Source organism: Streptomyces sp. NPDC038280 (assembly GCF_055600045.1).
Window position 1 is genome coordinate 187,375 of sequence record NZ_JBVJYZ010000010.1, and the last position, 18,933, is coordinate 206,307.

15 protein-coding genes are annotated in these 18,933 nt (G+C 73.9%); 5 read left to right on the forward strand and 10 right to left on the reverse strand.

The window, feature by feature from the left end; all coding sequences use genetic code 11:
• Nucleotides 1–12 precede the first annotated feature (12 nt).
• Nucleotides 13–2,562: a helicase-associated domain-containing protein gene (locus ACZ7J0_RS21460; protein WP_470889610.1), complete on the reverse strand. Its 2,550-nt coding sequence runs from the start codon at nucleotides 2,560–2,562 to the stop codon at nucleotides 13–15.
• 73 nt (nucleotides 2,563–2,635) lie between these two features.
• Between ACZ7J0_RS21460 and ACZ7J0_RS21465 the strand changes: the two genes are divergently transcribed.
• Nucleotides 2,636–3,649, forward strand: a complete 1,014-nt coding sequence (locus ACZ7J0_RS21465) for a hypothetical protein (RefSeq protein ID WP_470889612.1) — start codon at nucleotides 2,636–2,638, stop codon at nucleotides 3,647–3,649.
• Here ACZ7J0_RS21465 and ACZ7J0_RS21470 read toward each other — a convergent pair.
• The 3 genes from ACZ7J0_RS21470 to ACZ7J0_RS21480 are packed head-to-tail and all read right to left on the reverse strand — an operon-like array spanning nucleotide 3,646 to nucleotide 6,622.
• Nucleotides 3,646–4,503: an ABC transporter ATP-binding protein gene (locus ACZ7J0_RS21470; RefSeq protein WP_470889613.1), complete on the reverse strand. Its 858-nt coding sequence runs from the start codon at nucleotides 4,501–4,503 to the stop codon at nucleotides 3,646–3,648. The two genes, ACZ7J0_RS21465 and ACZ7J0_RS21470, sit on opposite strands and share 4 nt — an antisense overlap.
• Nucleotides 4,500–5,606 (reverse strand): FecCD family ABC transporter permease, encoded by a 1,107-nt coding sequence (locus ACZ7J0_RS21475; RefSeq protein WP_470889615.1) that lies wholly within the window; start codon nucleotides 5,604–5,606, stop codon nucleotides 4,500–4,502. The genes ACZ7J0_RS21470 and ACZ7J0_RS21475 overlap by 4 nt, the downstream gene beginning before the upstream one ends.
• Nucleotides 5,603–6,622, reverse strand: a complete 1,020-nt coding sequence (locus tag ACZ7J0_RS21480) for a FecCD family ABC transporter permease (protein ID WP_470889616.1) — start codon at nucleotides 6,620–6,622, stop codon at nucleotides 5,603–5,605. The genes ACZ7J0_RS21475 and ACZ7J0_RS21480 overlap by 4 nt, the downstream gene beginning before the upstream one ends.
• 139 nt (nucleotides 6,623–6,761) lie before the next feature.
• Between ACZ7J0_RS21480 and ACZ7J0_RS21485 the strand changes: the two genes are divergently transcribed.
• The gene (locus ACZ7J0_RS21485; protein WP_470889618.1) at nucleotides 6,762–7,385 is read left to right on the forward strand and encodes an HAD family hydrolase; all 624 of its coding nucleotides are present in this window, start codon (nucleotides 6,762–6,764) and stop codon (nucleotides 7,383–7,385) included.
• Here the strand turns inward: ACZ7J0_RS21485 and ACZ7J0_RS21490 are convergent.
• Nucleotides 7,373–7,630, reverse strand: a complete 258-nt coding sequence (locus tag ACZ7J0_RS21490) for a hypothetical protein (protein WP_470889620.1) — start codon at nucleotides 7,628–7,630, stop codon at nucleotides 7,373–7,375. The two genes, ACZ7J0_RS21485 and ACZ7J0_RS21490, sit on opposite strands and share 13 nt — an antisense overlap.
• Nucleotides 7,631–7,794: 164 nt before the next feature.
• Between ACZ7J0_RS21490 and ACZ7J0_RS21495 the strand changes: the two genes are divergently transcribed.
• The gene (locus ACZ7J0_RS21495) at nucleotides 7,795–8,178 is read left to right on the forward strand and encodes a cold-shock protein (RefSeq protein ID WP_469121660.1); all 384 of its coding nucleotides are present in this window, start codon (nucleotides 7,795–7,797) and stop codon (nucleotides 8,176–8,178) included.
• Nucleotides 8,179–8,194: 16 nt separating this feature from the next.
• Here the strand turns inward: ACZ7J0_RS21495 and ACZ7J0_RS21500 are convergent, their stop codons facing one another.
• From ACZ7J0_RS21500 to ACZ7J0_RS21515, 4 genes are all read right to left on the reverse strand, one after another.
• Nucleotides 8,195–9,040 carry a 1,4-dihydroxy-6-naphthoate synthase gene (locus ACZ7J0_RS21500; protein WP_470889622.1) on the reverse strand — a complete coding sequence of 282 codons (846 nt, stop codon included), beginning with the start codon at nucleotides 9,038–9,040 and terminating at the stop codon, nucleotides 8,195–8,197.
• Complete coding sequence (locus tag ACZ7J0_RS21505; protein WP_470889624.1) at nucleotides 9,037–9,825, reverse strand: futalosine hydrolase; 789 nt, start codon at nucleotides 9,823–9,825, stop codon at nucleotides 9,037–9,039. Before ACZ7J0_RS21505 ends, ACZ7J0_RS21500 begins: the two co-directional genes overlap by 4 nt.
• A 2-nt stretch (nucleotides 9,826–9,827) precedes the next feature.
• On the reverse strand, nucleotides 9,828–10,307 hold the full coding sequence (locus ACZ7J0_RS21510) for a DUF2771 domain-containing protein (protein WP_470889626.1): 480 nt from the start codon (nucleotides 10,305–10,307) through the stop codon (nucleotides 9,828–9,830).
• A 65-nt stretch (nucleotides 10,308–10,372) separates the two neighbouring features.
• Nucleotides 10,373–11,731, reverse strand: a complete 1,359-nt coding sequence (locus ACZ7J0_RS21515) for an MFS transporter (protein WP_470889628.1) — start codon at nucleotides 11,729–11,731, stop codon at nucleotides 10,373–10,375.
• 286 nt (nucleotides 11,732–12,017) lie between these two features.
• On the opposite strand from ACZ7J0_RS21515, the gene ACZ7J0_RS21520 reads away from it, so the two are divergent.
• Both ACZ7J0_RS21520 and ACZ7J0_RS21525 read left to right on the forward strand, forming a co-directional pair.
• Complete coding sequence (locus ACZ7J0_RS21520; RefSeq protein WP_470889629.1) at nucleotides 12,018–12,923, forward strand: DUF3027 domain-containing protein; 906 nt, start codon at nucleotides 12,018–12,020, stop codon at nucleotides 12,921–12,923.
• Nucleotides 12,924–13,126: 203 nt separating this feature from the next.
• Entirely contained in the window at nucleotides 13,127–16,360 is a 3,234-nt protein-coding gene (locus ACZ7J0_RS21525; RefSeq protein WP_470889631.1) for a sacsin N-terminal ATP-binding-like domain-containing protein, read from the forward strand.
• A gap of 117 nt (nucleotides 16,361–16,477) precedes the next feature.
• Here the strand turns inward: ACZ7J0_RS21525 and ACZ7J0_RS21530 are convergent, their stop codons facing one another.
• Nucleotides 16,478–18,928: an HAD-IC family P-type ATPase gene (locus ACZ7J0_RS21530; protein ID WP_470889633.1), complete on the reverse strand. Its 2,451-nt coding sequence runs from the start codon at nucleotides 18,926–18,928 to the stop codon at nucleotides 16,478–16,480.
• Nucleotides 18,929–18,933: the final 5 nt, after the last annotated feature.

An 18,933-nucleotide genomic window follows, 5' to 3' on the forward strand; every position in this document is an offset into this window, starting at 1 on the left:
TGAGGGCGGGGCTCAGGCCGGGTCCTCGGCGAGCTCCGCCACGCCGGTGATCCGGTGCAGCGGGTAGGTGCGGACTTCGTCCGCCGTGTGGTCGTACGCCGTGACGAACCCGCCCTCCACGCGGACCGGCGCGATCACCCGCTGGCTGGCTGCGCCTTCGGCGTTGACGTAGCCGATCCAGAGGGCCGAACCGGTCATCGCCGCAGCCTGGACGGTGGCGAGGGTGTCGGCGGGGGACGTGCGCGGCAGCTCTCCCGGGATGTGGCCGGGGGTCTGCGGGGCTTCCTTCCGCACGACCGTCGAGGCCAGGTCACCGGCGCGGATCGCCCTCACGGCGGCGCCGAGGAGCGTGGCGTCGGGGGCGGGCGGGCCGTCCGGCACGGGGGCCGGGGCGGTCCGCGGCGGAGTGCGGTAGGCGTGGGCGCGGGTGATCAGTACGTCGCCCTCGGCGGACTCCGCGGCCGGCGCGTAGCCCATCGAGCGCAGTCCTTCCAGGAGGGCCCGGGGGTCCGTCTGGGCGGCGAGCACGGTCGGCGCGAGGCGGCGCAGCCGCAGGGGCGCGGACCGCTTGTCGGCGAGGATCTCGCCGAGCAGCGCGTCGTCGTCGCAGCGGACGTACGCGGAGGCGGCGCCGATCCGCAGGTGGCCGTGTCTGCGGGCCACGTCGTCGATGAGGTACGCGAGGGGCTGCGGCACGGGCGTGCGCGAATGCGCCGTCAGGAAGTCGTGCAGGTCGGACGCGGCCTGACCCGCGTCGAGGGCCCGGCGTACGGAACCGGGCGTGAAGCGGTAGACGGTCGCCCCGCCCTTGGACTCGACGTCCGCGAGCACGGCCAGCATCTCGGCGAGCGGCCGCTGCAGCGGGCCCGGGGCGACGGCGGTGAGGTCCGCCTGCAGCAGGACGTGGTCGACGGGCTCGGGCAGCAGGGGTGCGAGGGCTTCGGCGGCGAGGCGGGCCCGGAGGGCGAACTCGGCCTGCGACGCGGGGATGCCCGGGTCGGCGAAGGCCCGCGCGTCCGCCGCGGGGACCTCGTCCGGAGCGAGTCCCAGCAGCGCCCGCGCGGGGGTCGCCAGCGCGCCGCGGCCGGTGATGCCGAGGTGTTCCGCCTCCATCAGGGTCCAGGAGGCGATCCTCGCCCGCAGGTCCGAGCCGGATCCGGGGCCGGAGGCGCTGCGCAGGGGCCGGTCCCAGCGCAGGCGGGCGAGGAGGGACTCGGGGTCCGCGGCCGTGCCCGGGGGGAGGGCGGCCTGGAGGGTGAGCACGCGATGGCGGACTTCCGGGGCCGCGCCGCGGTCGAGATCCGGGCCGAGGACGGAAAGGGTGCGGCCCTTGGCGTCCTGGCCGCCGACCAGGCCCGCCGTGCGGGTCGCGGTCAGCCAGGCCGTGACGAGGCGGGCCCAGCGCTCGGCCGCCGGGAGCGCGAGCCAGTCGTCGGCCTCGGGCGTCGGCGCGTACCGCTCGTCCGCCTCGCCGTCCGACGCCAGCAGCCCGGCGCCGTAGGCGAGTTCCAACCAGAACGCGGCCATCTGCTCGCTGACGTCCAGCGCGACCGCGGTGCGCTTGAGGTCCCGTACGGACAGGCCACCGGCCCGCAGCACTGCCGGGCCGCCTTCGTTCCACTCCTTCAGCAGCTCCTCGACCGTCGCGAGTGCCGTGTACGCCTGGCCCGCCGCCGCGCCGTCCACAACCTGTGGACGGTATTCCCGCAGCGCCGCCACGACCGGCGGCAGCGGCTCGGGCACGCGGTGCGCGCGTCCGGCGCGCAGATGCAGAGCGGCTTCGCGCGGCAGCACCACCGTGCGGGGCGAGGTGGGCAGCAGCAGCCCCCGGTCCCGGAGCCAGCGCACCGGGGGCGCGGGGTTGGCCGTGACCTCGCCGTACGGCGGCCCCCACACCAGCCGGTCCAGCACGGTCAGCGCCTCCGTCGGCGCGGTGTCGAGCAGTTCGCCCATGCGCTGCCGGTCGGTGAAGAGGTCCGTCAACGCGGCGACCGCCGACACCGGGTCGTGGGTGGACGTCAGGCCGGCCGCCGCGATGATCTCCTGGAGGCGGCCGGGCGACATCCCGGCCGTGGCCTCGGCGACCGTCGGACCGAGCCCGGTGGGCGACGGGTGCTGGGGCGAGGGCGCGAGCAGTTCACGGGCCGTGCGCACCAGGCGCAGTCGATCGTCGTCCCCCCACACCAGGGCCTGCTCGCGCAGCAGTTCCACCGTGCGGGGCAGCGCCCCCTCGGTGTCGGCGTCGCCGTCGTCGCCGGCGAGCAGCGCGAGAAGCACGGAGTACGGAGCCGGGTCCGGCGCGACCGCCAGAGCCTCCGCCGTCTGGAGCGCGAACCGGTCCAGCCGCTCCAGGGCCCGTACGACCGACGCGCGCGTCCCGGCGCGGGTGGCGAGCTGGGTGAGGTCGGTGGGTACGGGGGACAGCAGATCGGGGCGGGCCCGCAACAGCGCGGCCAACCCTTCGTCGCCCCGCGCCCGCAGCGCTTCCGCGAGGGTGCGCGGTGCCGTACCGCCTGATCCTTCGGGCACGTGCGCCTCCCGATTGCGCCGACGGGTCCCCATCCGGACCACGTTAGCCCCTGCGCAGGCGCTAACGTCGGGCACAGGCGGCTGTGGACGCGCGCGGAGGGGCACTGTGGGGATCGAGAGCGACCAGTTGGTCTTCGACTATCTGAGCCGGGTCGGCGATCTGGCACAGCAGCGGCAGCTGCCCTCGAGCACCCGGATGCGGCTGGTGTCGGCGCTGCGCGGCGAGATCGAGCAGAGGCGGTCGTCGTCCGGCGGCGACAGCCCGGCCGCCGTGCGCCGCATCCTCGGAGGTCTCGGCACGCCGGACGAGGTCGTGGACGGGGTCGTGCACGCGGGGTCCGGTGAAGCGGGGGCGGCCGTACGGGAGTTGCGGAAGCCGGCGGCGCCGAAGCGGCCGGTGCCGGAGCAGCGGAGGCGGGGGCGGCGGGTCATTCCGCAGCCCCGGGGAACGACGGAGCCGCCGCCCGCGCCGACGGGCCCTCATCTGGCGGGAATGGACGAGGTCGGTTCGTCCGGGGGCGAGGAACCGGACTGGTGGCGGCTGGACGCGGACGGGCCGGATGTGCCGATGGTGCCGGGCTTCGTGGGTGGGGTGGAGATCCCGGACATTCTCAAGCCGCCGCCGGTGGACGGCGACGAGGCCGAGAGCGAGGCCGGGGAAGGCGTGGGGGCCGAGGCCGAGGGCGCACCGCGGGGGCGATGGCGCCTGCGGCTCCGCCGCAAGACGGTGGCCGCCGCGCCCGAAGAAGTCGTCGAAGCCGCGACACCGCCCGGGCGCGTCGCGCTCGCGCACCCCTTCCTCCTGCTCGCCGCACTTCTGCTGATCGGCGGAGCGGCCTTCGGCAACCTCCTCGCCCTGGCCGCCGGCTGGGCCCTCGCCTACATCTCCCGCCGCATCAGCCGTGCCGAGGCGAAGTGGGTGGTCCTCGGCCTGCCGGGCCTGGTGGCCGCGGGCGGGGCGGTGTGGCTGTGGGGCAGGTTCGACGGCCGCTGGGGCACCCCGATCGCCCCCGGCGGTGAAGCCCTGGGCGAGGCCCTGTCGACCACCTGGCCCTGGCTCCTCCGCGCAGCGGCACTCACCTCGGCCCTCTACCTGCTCTGGCGCTCCCGAAGGCCTTAGGTCGTGTCCGGAAGGGCGACGACGGCGCGGGAGCCGGGTGCCCCGTCCCGCCCCTCGGAGCCCTCCCCCGCCGACCACGGTGCTCCCGGGATCACCAGGGGTGAGCCCGTCACCGGGTCCGGGATCACGAGGGAGTCGAGGCCGAAGACCTCCCGGACGAGTTCCTCGGTGACGACGTCGGCCGGCGGGCCCTCCGCCACGACGCGGCCCGACTTCATCGCCACCAGGTGGTCCGCGTAGCGGGACGCCTGGTTGAGGTCGTGGAGGACGAGGACCACCGTCCGGCCGCGCGCGTGGTTCAGGCGGCGGACCAGGTCGAGGACCTCCACCTGGTGGGAGATGTCCAGGTAGGTGGTCGGCTCGTCCAGGAGCAGCAGGTCCGTCTCCTGGGCCAGGGCCATCGCGATCCACACGCGCTGCCGCTGTCCGCCCGACAGCTCGTCCACCGGACGGTCGGCGAGCGCGGCGACGTCCGTGCGTTCCATCGCCTCCACGACGGCCCGCTCGTCCTCGTCGGACCACTGCTTCCACCACGCCTGGTGCGGCTGTCGGCCCCGGGAGACGAGGTCGGCGACCGTGATGGCCTCCGGGGCGACCGGGGTCTGCGGCAGCAGGCCGATCGACTGGGCGATCTTCTTCGTGGGGATCCTCGCCAGCTCCAGGCCGTCGAGCAGGACCGCCCCGCCCTTCGGCCTGAGCAGTCGCCCGAGCGCCCGCAGCGTCGTCGACTTGCCGCACGCGTTGGGGCCGACGATGACCGTGACCTTGCCGTCGGGGACCGCCAGGTCCAGTTCGTGGACGACCGTGCGGTCCTCGTACGCGAGTGTCAGCCCGCGCGCCGTCAGCCTGCTCATGCGGTCTTCCCTCCAGGGCGTCCGGTACGGCCGCGGACGATCAGCCAGATCAGATAGGGCGCGCCCACCGCGGCCGTCAGTACCCCCACCGGCAGCTGCTCCGGCGACAGGATCCGCCGCCCCAGCAGGTCGGCGAGGACCACGATCACCGCGCCCATCAGCGCCGAGGACAGGAGCGGGATCTGGGCAGTACGGGTGAGGCGGCGGGCGGTCTGCGGGGCGAGCAGCGCCACGAAGTCGACCGGGCCCGCCACCCCGGTCGCCACCGACGCGAGGACCACGCCGACCAGGACGAGCCCGAGCCGGACCCGGCCGAGCCGTACGCCGAGCGCGGTCGCCGTGTCGTCGTCCAGGGACACGGTCCGCTGCGCGCGGGCCGCCCACAGGACGGCGGGCACCAGCACGAGCAGCGTCCAGCCGAGTGGCGCCGCCTCGTCCCAGCCGCGGCCGCCCAGCGATCCGGTCATCCAGATCTGGGCCTGCTGGGCGACCAGATAATCGCCCTTCGCCATGAACAGCGTCGTCACCGACCGGAGCGCGATGGCGAAGCCGATGCCGATCAGGACGAACCGGGTCGCGTGCAGCCCGCCGCGCCACGCGAACACGTACACCAGCGCCGCCGCGGCGATCCCGCCGGCGACCGACAGATACGGCAGCACCGTGAACGAGGTGACGCCGAACGTCATCGCCCCGACGGTGAGCGCGCCCGCGCCCTGGCTGATGCCGATGATGTCGGGGCTGGCGAGCGGGTTGCGGGCCACCGTCTGGATCAGCGCGCCCGCGACGCCGAAGGCGGCGCCGACCATCAGGGCGACGGCGAGACGCGGCAGCCGCAGGGTCCCGACGACCAGCTCGGCGGAGGACGGCCGCCCGAAGACCACCGCCAGTACGTCTCCGGGCGGTACGAAGCGCTCGCCGACGCAGAGGTACGCCACCGAGGCCGCCGCCAGCAGAACGCCCAGGGCAAGCGCGACGAGCCCGGCCCGGCGGTGGACCAGGAAGGATCCGCGGCCGCGCCGTACCAGGACGTATCCGGCGGGCCGGACCCGCCCGGGCGAGGGGTTCGCGGGAGCGTCGTCCCGGCTGTCGACCGAGGCGCTCATGCCGGTACCGCCTTCCTGCGTACCAGCGTCACCAGGAACGGCACTCCGATCAGCGCCGTCATCACCCCGGCCGGTACCTCGCTCGGGGGGAACAGGACCCGTCCGATCACATCGGAGACCAGGAGCATCACCGGGCCGACCAGTGCCGCCATCGGCAGCACCCAGCGGTGGTCGCCGCCCACGATCGCGCGGGCGATGTGCGGCACCGCGAGCCCGATGAACGCGATCGGACCCGCCGCCGCGACACCCGCCCCGGTCAGGACCGTCGCGCCGATCCCGCCCACGATCCGTACCGTCGCGACCCGCTGACCGAGGCCCCTCGCCATGTCCTCGCCGAGTGCCAGGGCGTCCAGGCCACGCGCGACCGAGAGCACCAGCAGGGCGCCGACCAGCAGGAACGGCCAGATCTGGCCGACCACCTCGGCGTCCCGGCCGGCCACCGAGCCGATCTGCCAGAACCGGAACTCGTCGAGCGCCGACGCCTTCGTCGTGAGGATCGCGGTGGTCGCGGACAGCAGCAGCGCGTTGATCGCGGCGCCGCCGAGCGCCAGTTTCACGGGGGTCGCTCCGTCGCGCCCGCCGGACGCGATCGCGTAGACGGCGACCGAGGCGGCGGCCGCGCCGGCGAACGCGAACCACACGTATCCGGTGAGGGTGTGGACCCCCGCGAACGCGATCGCCGCGACCACGCCGACCGATGCGCCCTGGCTGATGCCGAGGATCCCGGGGTCGGCGATCGGGTTGCGGGTGATGCCCTGCAGGGCCGTGCCGGCCAGGGCCAGCGCCGCGCCGACCATGAGCCCGATCAGGGTCCGGGGCACCCGGAGCTGCCGTACGACCTCGGCGTTGTCGCTGTGCCCGCCGTGCAGCAGGGCGTCCAAGACCTCGGAGGGCGCGATGGCGCGGCCCCCGACCGCGAGGCTCAGCAGGACGGCGAGAAGCAGGGCGAGGGCTGCCGCCGCGGTCGCGAGGACACGCCGCGAGACACGCGGGGAAGGGCCAGCGGCGGTCGGCATCGACACCCATCGGAACGGCTGAGCAGAGGCTGAGAAGAGAAGGCAGGACGGACGGAGGTTGGTAAGGCTTGGCTAAGTCTAGGGGTCCGGTCCACGCCCCCTCCGGGCGCGTCCTGAGCGCCTGGGCACAATGGCCCCTATGGCTTCGCACACGACACTCCCGCGCACCGTCGGCTTCGATCTGGACATGACCCTGATCGACTCGCGTCCGGGCATCAAGGCCGCGTACGAGGCGCTGCGCGCCGAGACCGGCACCTGGATCGACGCCGACCTCGCGGTCACCCGGCTGGGTCCGCCGCTGGAACAGGAGCTGGCGTACTGGTTCCCGGCGGCGCGGGTCCCGGAGATGGTGATCCAGTACCGGGCCCTCTACCCGGCGTACGCGATCGCCCCGACGCTCGCCATGCGCGGCGCGAGGGATGCGATTCAAGCCGTTCGCGACGCGGGCGGCCGGGCCGTCGTGGTCACCGCCAAGAACGAGCCGCACGCCAAGCACCACCTCGCCCACCTGGGTATCGAGCCCGACGCGGTGATCGGCGGACTGTGGGCCGAGGCGAAGGCCGAGGCGCTGCGCGAGCACGGCGCGCGCGTGTACGTGGGCGACCACACGGGCGACGTACGTGGAGCGCGTACGGCCGGGGCCCTGTCCGTCGCCGTGCCGACCGGGCCCTGCGACGAGGAGGAGCTGCGCGCCGCGGGCGCGGATGTGATCCTGCCCGATCTGACGGCGTTTCCGGCGTGGTGGGAGAGCTACCGGGGCTGAAGCGCGGACCTCGCCTCGCGGCGCTGGGCCGCGATCGAGCGCAGAACGCCCGCGGCGGCGATCAGGAACCCCACGCCCATCAGCATGCAGATGCCGTAGGCGACCGGCGGGAAGGGCTCCGTGCCCAGGAACAGGGGTGCCACAGTGACCAGAGTGGCGACCGCGCCGATGATGAAGACCATCGCACCGGCACGGACGAGGCCGTCACCGGGAGCGCCGCTGTTCGAAGGGGTTTCACTACGCATTCAGCCAGGGTAGTTCCCAGGCCGGAGGAACAAACCAGCGACGTCTTGTCACCAGCCCCTGGACCATTAGCCTTGGTGCAACGCGGGTCCGGGCGACCCGCCGCAGTGCTATCCAGAGCCGATTTTTGCGGCGTCACCCATCGAGTACGAGGACGAGGACAGACGTGCCTACCGGCAAGGTCAAGTGGTTCAACAGTGAGAAGGGCTTCGGCTTTCTCTCCCGCGACGACGGCGGCGACGTCTTCGTCCACTCGTCGGTGCTCCCTGCCGGAGTCGAGGCCCTGAAGCCGGGCCAGCGCGTGGAGTTCGGTGTCGTCGCGGGGCAGCGCGGTGACCAGGCGCTCTCGGTGACGGTTCTCGACCCGACGCCCTCGGTCGCGGCGGCGCAGCGCCGCAAGCCGGACGAGCTGGCGTCGATCGTGCAGGATCTGACCACCCTCCTCGAGAACATCACGCCGATGCTGGAGCGGGGCCGCTACCCCGACAAGGTGCAGGGCAAGAAGATCGCGGGCCTGCTGCGGGCCGTCGCCGACCAGCTGGACGTGTAGCCCGTACGGCTCACGCTCACACGAACGCCAGCGCATCGCGGCCGAGGGGAGGTACGAGCCCCTCGGCCGCGGCGCGCGTCAGCAGACCGCGCACCGCCGCGTAGCCGTTCTCCCCGAGGTCGGCCGTGAACTCGTTCACGTACAGGCCGATGTGCTGGTCGGCCACCGCCGGATCCATCTCCTGGGCGTGTTCGAGGACGTACGGGCGGGACGCCTCCGGGTCGTCCCATGCCATCCGTACCGATGTGCGAGCCGCGTCCGCGAGCTGCCGCAGCGTCTCCTCTCCCAGCGACCGCTTGGCGATGATCGCGCCGAGCGGGATCGGCAGGCGGGTGGTCTGCTCCCAGTGCTCGCCCATGTCGGCGAGGCAGTGCAGGCCGAACTTCCCGTAGGTGAACCGTGCCTCGTGGATCACGAGCCCCGCGTCGACCTTTCCGTCCCGGACGGCGGGCATGATCTCGTGGAACGGCATGACGACGACGTTCCCGACGCCCTCGGGCACCATGTCCGCCGCCCAGAGCCGGAACAGCAGATAGGCCGTCGACCGTTCGCTCGGCACGGCGACCGTCCTGCCGGTGAGGTCCATGCTCTTGTCGCGGGAGAGCACGAGCGGGCCGCAGCCCCGGCCGAGCGCGCCGCCGCAGGGCAGCAGGGCGTACTCGTCGAGCACCCAGGGCAGCACGGCGTACGACACCTTCAGCACGTCGTAGTCGGCCGTGCCGTTCTCCGCCCAGGCGTTGGTGACGTCGATGTCGGCGAAGGTGACGTCGAGCGCGGGCGCGCCGGGGACGCGGCCGTGCGCCCAGGCGTCGAAGACGAAGGTGTCGTTGGGGCAGGGCGAGTACGCGATGCGCAGGGTCACGGGGCCTCCGTTGCCAGGAAGACGGTGGGGCTGATCAGCTGGAAGGCGTACCTCAACGATTCCATGGCCTGCCCGATCCGCCAGGCGGCGCGGTCGCGGGGGCCGACGGCGTTGGAGACGGCGCGGATCTCGACGACGGGCACGCCGTACGCGGTGGCGGCCTCGGCGACGCCGAAGCCCTCCATCGCCTCGGCCGCGGCACGCGGATGCCGCCGGGCCAGCTCGGCGGCCTGGGCGGCGGTGCCGGTGACGGTGGAGAGGGTGAGGACGGGCGCGACGACGTGCCGCTGCCCGCCGGCTGCCAGGGCCTGGGCCAGCCGCTCGGGCAGGCCGTCCGGCGGCAGATGGGTGGACCGCCCGAAGCCGAGTTCCTCGACGGCCAGATAGCCGTCGGGCGTCTGGGCCCCCAGGTCGGCGGCGACGATCGCGTCGGAGACGACGACGGACCCGAGGGGCGCGTGCGCCGTGAATCCGCCGCCGATCCCCGCGGAGACGACGAGGTCGTACGGGTAGGGGGCGCCGGCCAGCGCGGCGGTGGTGCCGACCGCGGCGGCGGCCGGTCCGACCCCGACGGCGACCAGGTCCACCAGCCCGGACGGGTCGGCCGGCTCGCTCCCGGGCGCCGACGGGGCACCGTGGAGCGGGCCGCGGGCGTACGTCGTCACCGTGTGGCCGCTCGGCAGTGCCCGCGGCGACGGGTACGGGGCGGGCCCGGAGAAGCCGACGAGGCCGGCGGCGACGGAGTCCGCCTCCGCCGCCACGGCCGTCACGACCAGAACCCGCAAGGTCAGGACGACTTCTTCAGCTCGAAGTGCCAGATGCCGGTCAGCTTCTTGCCGTTCGTCTCGACGATGCTGATCTGCGCCTTGTTGGACGTCTCGCCGCTCTGGCTGGAGAAGAACGCGCTCGCCGGGATCGTCCGGTACGACTTCTTGTACGGCTCCTGCTCGGCCTGCTGCCCGCCGATGAAGAGCGTCCAGCCGTGGTCGGCGATCTCCGGGTCGACGCCGAACCGGATCTTGTCGTCCATGGAGACCGTGATGGTCTTCTCGGCCTTCTTGTTCAGGCAGGTCTGGATCTGCGACTCCTTGATGGCGTCGCCGTCGTTGTAGCAGGACGCCTCGCTGTTGACCGAGTCGCTTCCGACCGTCACGGTCGCGAGCGGCGTCGGCTTGTCGCAGGCGGAGAGTACGAGGAGCCCGGCAGAGACAGCGCCGAGGGCGGCGGCGGCCCGGCGGCGGCTACCGGAAAAGAACGCAACGGTCATGGGCGGAAGGCTATCGGGCTTGGGCCCGGCCGACGCATGGGGGGCGCCGTCGCGTGGCGCCGCCGCTACGCCACCCGTGGCCTGCGTGGCCTGTCCGGGGCCCCGCCCTTCGCCGCCCACAGCAGGCCCCGGACCGAGATCACCACGCCCAGGGCCAGGATTCCCGCGGCCACGCCCATTCCCACGGAACCGTTCAGCGGCAGGGAGATACCGATCGCGCCGCCGACCACCCAGGACATCTGGAGCAGCGTCTCCGAGCGGGCGAAGGCCGAGGTGCGGACGGTCTCGGGCACGTCCCGCTGGATCACCGCGTCCAGGGAGAGTTTCGACAGTGCCTGCGAGAGGCCCGCCACCGCGCCCAGGACCGCCACCATCACCCCGCTGAAGAAGATCGCCGCGCAGACCGCCGCGGTCAGGGCCACCGCCAGCATCGTCGCGATGATCAGCTCGGGGCCCCGGTCCCGCAGCAGCGACCCGATCGCCGTGCCCAGCGCGTTCCCGACCCCCGCCGCGACGCCCACGATGCCCAGGGACACCGCCGCGCTCTGCCCGGACAGGGGGTGGTCGCGCAGCAGGAAGGCCAGGAAGAAGATCAGGAAACCGGAGAGGGTGCGCAGCGCCGCGTTGGCCTGGAGGCCGTGCAGGACGGACGGGCCCACGGTCCGCAGGCTCGGCTTCTTCTCGCCGTGGGTGAGCATGTGGGCCTTGCGCTCGCCCTTTGCCGAGTCCACCTTGTGGGGGAGCGTGAACGCCCAGTACGCCCCCAGCAGGAACAGTGCGCACGCCCCGTACAGCGGCCACTCGGGTCCGATGCGCTGCAGCCCCACGCCCGCCGGGGCGGCCGCTCCGGTGGCGAGGAGCCCGGCGAGCGTCACCCGGGAGTTCGCCTTGACCAGCGCGAAGCGTGGTGGCAGCAGACGGGGCACGACGGCACTGCGGACCACTCCGTACGCCTTGGAGGCCACGAGGACCCCCAGCGCCGCCGGATAGAGCTCCAGGCCGCCCGTGGCCACCGCGCCGGACATCGTCAGGGCCAGCACCGCGCGGGTCAGCATCGCGCCCGCCATCGCCGCCCGGCGGCCGTGCGGGACACGGTCCAGGAGCGGGCCGATCACGGGGGCGAGCAGAGTGAACGGTGCCATCGTGACGGCCAGATAGAGCGCCACGCGTCCGCGCGCCTCGTCCGTCGGTACGGAGAAGAAGACCGTGGACGCCAGCGCGACCGTGATCATGACGTCACCGGCGCCGTTGACGGCGTGCAGTTCGATCAGTTTGCCCAGACCCGACTCGCCCGCGCCGTGCGCGTGGGTGGCCCTGCGGATGCCCCGGGCCGTGCCCGTGAAGGGCCGGTGCAGGGCACGGCCGACCGACCGGCCCGCTCTGCGGAGCGGCCCGGCAGCGTCGGACGACCTGGCGGCTGCCACCCCGTCATAGTGCCCCAACCCTCTCGCCACCGAACCGCGATGCGGGCCACTTGGGACGGGCAGGTGGGCGGCGGGCGGCAGAGGGGGTAGCGTGCGTAGCGCGCCACCGGCGGAAGTTCCCGGCCGCGCGCCTCTTCGGCATCCCGCAGAATGGATGACGATAGGTGTGCCCGAGACAAGTCGGGCGCGGACGTCGATGCGGCCCTTTGGTCCGCTCCGCCCGCCGCTCGTACTCCGTGACTCGGCCGGCGCACCCGTGAGACGGCGTAGGAGAGAAGCGAGACCTGTGAGTGCTGCGACGACGCGAAGCCGTACCCCCGACCGCCTGTGCGCCGAGGCGGTAGACCTCGCCAGGGAGGCCGCCGAGGAGGCCGCCGCTCCCGGCGTCGTCGGGAAGCATGTCGAGACGGTCGCCGAGGGCGACCGGGTCGTCACGCACTTCTTCGACTGCGAGGAACTCGGCTACCGGGGCTGGCGCTGGGCCGTCACGGTCACGCGCGCCTCCCGGGCCAAGAACGTCACCCTTGACGAAACCGTCCTGCTCCCCGGACCCGACGCGCTGCTCGCCCCCGAGTGGGTGCCGTGGAGCGAGCGACTGCGGCCCGGCGACCTCGGTCCCGGGGATCTGCTGCCGACCGAGGCGGACGATCTGCGCCTGGAGCCCGGTTACAGCGGCGACGACGTGCCGCCGCCGGACTCCGCGGTCTCCGAGGAGATGGCGGAGCGGGTCGACGCCGAGGACGCCGAGTTCGTCTCCCGTACCCCCGCGCGGGGCTCGATCGCCGCCGTGGCGGAGGAGCTCGGCATGCGGCGCGCCCGGGTGCTGTCCCGGTACGGGCTGCACGTGGCCGCGGACCGCTGGGACGAGGCGTACGGCGCGAAGACGCCGATGGCGCAGGCCGCTCCCGCTTCCTGCCTCTCCTGTGGCTTCCTGGTGCCGCTCGGCGGTTCGCTCAAGCAGGCGTTCGGCATCTGCGCCAACGAGTTCTCCCCGGCGGACGGCCACGTCGTCTCGCTGACCTACGGCTGCGGCGGGCACTCGGAGGCCGCGGTCATGCCGAAGCCGCCGCGTCCGGCGCCGCACGCCCTGGACTCCATGGCCACCGACGCCTTCCCGCTGCGCCCGGACCGCGACAGCGGCTCGGTGCCGCCGCAGGCGGACGGCGAGTCGGAGGATCTGGGCCACTCGTAGGCCCGGGCCTCACACGCCCTGACCCGCCCGGCGCGCGTCCGCGCCCGGGCGTGCGTCCGTGCGCGCGCTCCCGCGAACCGGTGGGGCCGGTTCCGCCTGCCGCCGCCCGCTCACGGATGACTCCAGAATTGATTCGCGCACCGGCGCGATACCTTCGGGCCGCGGCCCCTTCCCGGGCGGCACGGACAGAGCGGAGTCACAGCGTGAGCGTCAGGACGACGGACGGAGCCGACCCCTTCGGTACGGCGCGGCTGCGGCGCGGGGTGCTCGACGCGTGGGGCGCCAGCCCCGCCCGGTTCCGGGAGGACGCCAACGCCGAGGAGGACCTGGCGCTCGGCGGCTACCGGGACCGGCTCATCGTGGAGCTGGCCCAGAACGCCGCCGACGCCGCCGGACGCGCCGGAGTCACCGGGCGGCTGCGCCTCACGCTGCACCCGGCGGGCCCCGACGGGCCCGCCGTCCTCGCGGCCGCCAACACCGGCGCCCCCCTGGACGCCACCGGCGTGGAATCACTGAGCACCCTGCGCGCCTCGGCCAAGCGGGAGAACGACACCGCCGCCGTGGGCCGGTTCGGTGTCGGCTTCGCCGCCGTCCTGGCCGTCAGCGACGAGCCGGCCGTCCTCGGCCGGCACGGCGGTGTCCGCTGGTCCCTGGCCGAGGCGGCCGAGCTGGCCCGCAAGGCCGCGCAGGCCAGCCCCGGGCTCGGCGACGAACTGCGCCGCCGTGACGGCCATGTGCCGCTGCTGCGGCTCCCGCTGCCCGCCGAGGGCACCGCACCCGACGGCTACGACACCGTCGTCGTGCTGCCCCTGCGGGACGCGGCCGCCGTCGACCTGGCCGAGCGGCTGCTGCGCTCCATCGACGACGCCCTGCTGCTGACGCTCCCCGGCCTCTCCGAGATCGTGGTCGACGACGGCGAGCGCGTGCGGGTGCTGCGCCGCTCCCAGCAGGGCCCGTACGTCCACATCGACGACAGCCTCGACGGGACGAACCGCTGGCGCGTCAACGCCGCCGGCGGCCCGCTCGACGCGGACCTCCTCAAGGACCGGCCCGTCGAGGAGCGCCTGCGTCCCCACTGGTCGGTCGTATGGGCGGTGCCGGTCGACACCGACGGCTCCCCCCGGCACCCCACGACCGCCCCGGTGGTGCACGCGCCCACCCCCACCGACGAACCGCTCGGCGTCCCGGCCCTGTTGATCGCCTCGCTGCCGCTGGACACCACCCGCCGGCACCCGGCGCCCGGTCCGCTCACCGACTTCCTGGTGCAGCGCGCGGCCGACGCCTACGCCGAGCTGCTCGCCGAGTGGGAGCCGGTGTCCGTCGCCACCATCGACCTCGTGCCGGGGCCGCTCGGCAAGGGCGAACTGGACGGCGCGCTGCGACAGGCGGTCCTGGAGCGGCTGGGCCGGGTCGCCTTCCTCGCGCCCGCCGCGGAGAGCCTGCGCGACGGCGACGAGGCCGAGCCGGCCGACGACGCGTACGCCGAGACGTACGGGACCGACGCCGCCCCGGTCGGGCCGCGCCGCGAGGTCCCGCACGCCCTGCGCCCCATCGAGGCGGAGGTCGTCGAGGGCGCGGGCGCCGACACCGTACGCGTCCTGGCCGAGGTCCTGCCGACGCTGCTTCCCGCGGGCCTGGAGCGCCGCGTCGAGCTGCGCACCCTCGGGGTCGCCCGGCTGCCGCTGACCGAGGCGATCGACCGCCTCGCGGGCATCGAGCGGGAACCGGGCTGGTGGTGGCGGCTCTACGACAGCCTCGCCGGGGTCGACCCGGACCGGCTCACGGGCCTCCCGGTGCCGCTCGCGGACGCGGACGGCGCCGACGAGGACGCCCTGGACGCCGCCCCGCGGCGCACGCCCCGCACCACCATCGGCCCCCGCCAGGTCCTCGTCCCGCTGCCCGAGACGCCCACCGACCTGGCCCGCCTCGGTCTCAAGGTCGCCCACCCGGACGCCGCGCACCCGCTCCTGGAGAAGCTCGGCGCCCTGCCGGCGACGCCCCGGGCGGTTCTGACGACCCCCCAGGTGCGGGCCGCGGTCGCCGCGTCCCTCGACGCCGGGGAGATCTGGGACGAGGACGCCCTGGACGCCGAGGAGCTGGCGGAGACGGTCCTCACTCTCGTACGCGACGCGGACCTGGAGCCCGGCGACGAACCGTGGCTGGGTGCGCTTGCCCTGCCCGACGAGGACGGGGAGCCGGCCCCGGCCGGTGAACTGGTGCTGCCCGGCAGCGCCTTCGCCGCCGTCATGCGCGAGGGTGAACTGGCCCTGTGCGACGCCGAGCTGGCCGACCGCTGGGGCGAGCAGCCGCTCGCCGCGTGCGGGGTGCTGGCCGGGTTCACGCTCGTGCGGGCCACCGACGTCGTCCTCGACCCCGACGAACTCGAGCCGCGCGACGGCGACTTCGCCGAACCCGACGACGTGGGCCTGCTCGACGCCGTCGACGTGTGGTGCGAGGACGTCCTCGACCGGCTGCCGGAGACGCCGGTGCCGCCCGTGGCGACGGAGATCGTCGCCGTACGGGACCTGGACCTGGTCGACGACGACGCCTGGCCGCAGGCGCTCGCCCTGCTCGCCCTGCCGCCGCTGCGGGACGCGCTCACCCAGCCCGTACGGGTCCTGCTGCCCGACGGCACGACGGAGACCGTGCGGTCCTACACCGCGTGGTGGCTGCGCGACCACCCCGTGCTGGACGGCAGGCGGCCGGCGGGACTTCGGGCGGCCGGCACCGACCCGCTGCTCGCGGGCCTGTACGACTCCGTCGACGCGACCGGCTTCGAGGACGAGCAGGTCCTGAAGGCGCTGGGCGTACGGACCTCGGTCGCCGTGCTCCTCGACGAGCCCGGCGGCGCGGCGGAGCTCCTGGCCCGTCTCGCCGACCCGTCCCGCGAGGTGACCGGAGCCCAGCTCCACGCCCTCTACACGGCCCTCGCCGACCTGGATCCCGAGCAGGTGACGCTCCCCGACGAACTGCGCGCGGTCGTCGACGGCGAGATCCGGGTGGTCGACGCGGCGGACGCCCTGGTCGCCGACGCCCCCGACCTGCTGCCGCTCGCCGGGGGCCTGGCGCTGCTGCCGGTGGCGCCGTCGCGCGCCGCCGACCTGGCCGAGCTGTTCCAGGTCCGGCGCCTCGGCGAGACGGTCGAGGCGGAGGTCACCTCGGTCGGCGAGGAGCACGACGTACCGCCTTCGGTCCACGCCCTGCTCGGCCCGGCCACCCCCGACTCGTTCGTCGAGCACGACGAACTCCTCGCGGGCGGCACCGAACTGGACTGGCGCCGCACCCCGGACGGGGTCATCCACGCGGCCACTCTGGAGGGCGTGGCGGCGGGTCTCGCCTGGGCGGCGGGCCAGTGGCCGCGCCGCTTCGAGGTGGCGGCGCTCCTGGAGGACCCGTCACGGACGGCGGAACTGGCGCGGGACCGCTGGTTCGACTGACGCCGCCGCACGGCACGGTGAAGGGCCCCGGTCTTCCCGACCGGGGCCCTTCACCGTGCCGCCTTCGTCGTGCCCGGACGTCACCGGGTGCGTGGGGCACTGGACACCGGGCGGGGCTCACGCCGCGAATCTGCGGTCCACCCACCGCCACGCGACCTCCAGCAGCACCGCCCCCGCCGCCGCGATCGCCACCGCCGTCCACGGCATGGTCACCCCCACCAGCTTCAGGGCGAAGAAGTCCTGCAGCCAGGGCACCACCAGGACCAGCAGGAACGCCCCACCCATCGCCGCCACCAGACCGACGCGCCACCACGTGTAGGGGCGGGCGACGATCGCCAGGACCCACATGGAGACCAGGAACAGCGTCAGGGTCGCCGCGCTCGTCTCGGCGTCCACCGCGCCCGGACCGCTGTAGTGCGAGCGGGCCAGCAGATAGCTGAGGAAGGTGGCGCCCGCCGCGATGACGCCGCCGGGAATGGCGTACCTCATCACCCGGCGGACGAAGTGCGGCTTCGCGCGCTCCTTGTTGGGGGCCAGGGCCAGGAAGAAGGCGGGGACGCCGATGGTGAGCGTGGACAGCAGGGTCAGGTGGCGGGGCAGGAACGGGTACTCGACCTGGGAGCAGACGACGAGGACGGCGAGCAGCACCGAGTAGACCGTCTTCGTCAGGAAGAGGGTCGCCACACGGGTGATGTTGCCGATGACGCGCCGGCCCTCGGCCACCACCGAAGGCAGCGTCGCGAAGCTGTTGTTGAGGAGGACGATCTGGGCGACGGCCCGGGTCGCCTCCGAGCCGGAGCCCATCGAGACGCCGATGTCGGCGTCCTTGAGGGCCAGGACGTCGTTCACGCCGTCACCGGTCATCGCGACGGTGTGGCCGCGCGACTGGAGCGCGCCGACCATGTCCCGCTTCTGCCGGGGGGTGACCCGGCCGAAGACCGCGTGGTCGTCGAGGGCCCTCGCCATGTCCTGCTGCTCGGTGGGCAGACGGCGGGCGTCGACGGTGTTGTCGGCGCCGGGCAGGCCGAGTTTCCCCGCGACCGCTCCCACGGAGACCGCGTTGTCGCCGGAGATGACCTTGGCGGCGACCTTCTGGTCGGCGAAGTACGTGAGGGTGTCGGCCGCGTCGGGCCGCAGCCGTTGCTCCAGCACGACCAGAGCGGTGGCTCGGGCCTCGCGGGCCACGTCCGGGTCGTCCAGCGCACGCGAGGAGCGGGCGAGCAACAGGACACGCAGACCTTGTTCATTGAGACGGTCGATGTCGGTCAGAAGGGGGTCGTCGTCCGGGAGCAGGACGTCGGGCGCGCCGAGCAGCCAGGTCGAGTTCTCGCCGTCGCCCTCGCTGAAGGCGGCGCCGCTGTATTTGCGGGCGGAGGAGAAGGGCAGCGACTCGGTGCAGCGCCAGTCGTCACTGTCCGGGTAGGCGTCGATGATCGCCTGCAGCGAGGCGTTGGGGCGCGGGTCCGACTCGCCGAGCGCGCCGAGCACCTTGCGTACGTACGTCTCGTCCGCGCCGTCGAGGGGCCGCAGTTCGGTGACGTCCATGCCGCCCTCGGTGAGCGTGCCGGTCTTGTCGAGACAGACGACGTCCACCCGGGCCAGGCCCTCGATGGCGGGCAGCTCCTGTACGAGGCACTGCTTGCGGCCGAGCCGGATCACTCCGATCGCGAAGGCGACGGAGGTGAGCAGGACGAGCCCTTCGGGGATCATCGGCACGATGCCGCCGACGGTGCGGGCGATCGAGTCCTTGATGTTGGTGTCCTTGACCACGAGCTGGCTGATGATCAGGGCCAGCGCCGTCGGGACCATCATCCACGTCACGTACTTGAGGATCGTGGAGACGCCGGAGCGCAGCTCGGAGTGGACGAGGGTGAAGCGGGACGCCTCCTCGGCGAGCTGGGCGGCGTACGCCTCCCGGCCGACCCGGGTGGCCGTGAACGCGCCGCCGCCGGCGACGACGAACGACCCGGACATCATCCGGTCGCCGCGCTTCTTCGTCACGGGGTCGGCCTCGCCGGTCAGCAGCGACTCGTCGATCTCCAGGCTGTCGGCCTCGGCGACCTCGCCGTCGACCACGACCTTGTCGCCGGGCCCGAGTTCGATGAGGTCGCCGAGCACGATCTCGGAGGTGGTCACCTCGGCGGAGACGCCGTCGCGGCGGACGGTGGGCCTGGCCTCGCCGATGACGGCGAGACCGTCGAGGGTCTTCTTGGCGCGCAGTTCCTGGATGATGCCGATGCCGGTGTTGGCGACGATCACGAAGCCGAAGAGGCTGTCCTGGATCGGCGCCACGAAGAGCATGATCACCCAGAGGACGCCGATGATGGCGTTGAAGCGGGTGAGGACGTTGGCGCGGACGATCTCGACGGTGGACCGGCTGCTGCGCACGGGTACGTCGTTGACCTCGCCCCGCGCGACCCGCTCGGCGATCTCGGCGGAGGTCAGCCCGCCCGGCCGGTGCCGCACCGGAGGTGGCACCGGATGGACGGGGTCGAGCTCGGCCCCGGCCGCGATGCCCGCGCCGCCGGGCTCGGGTCCGTCCGTGTCGATCTTGGCCCGCTGAGTCATGTTTT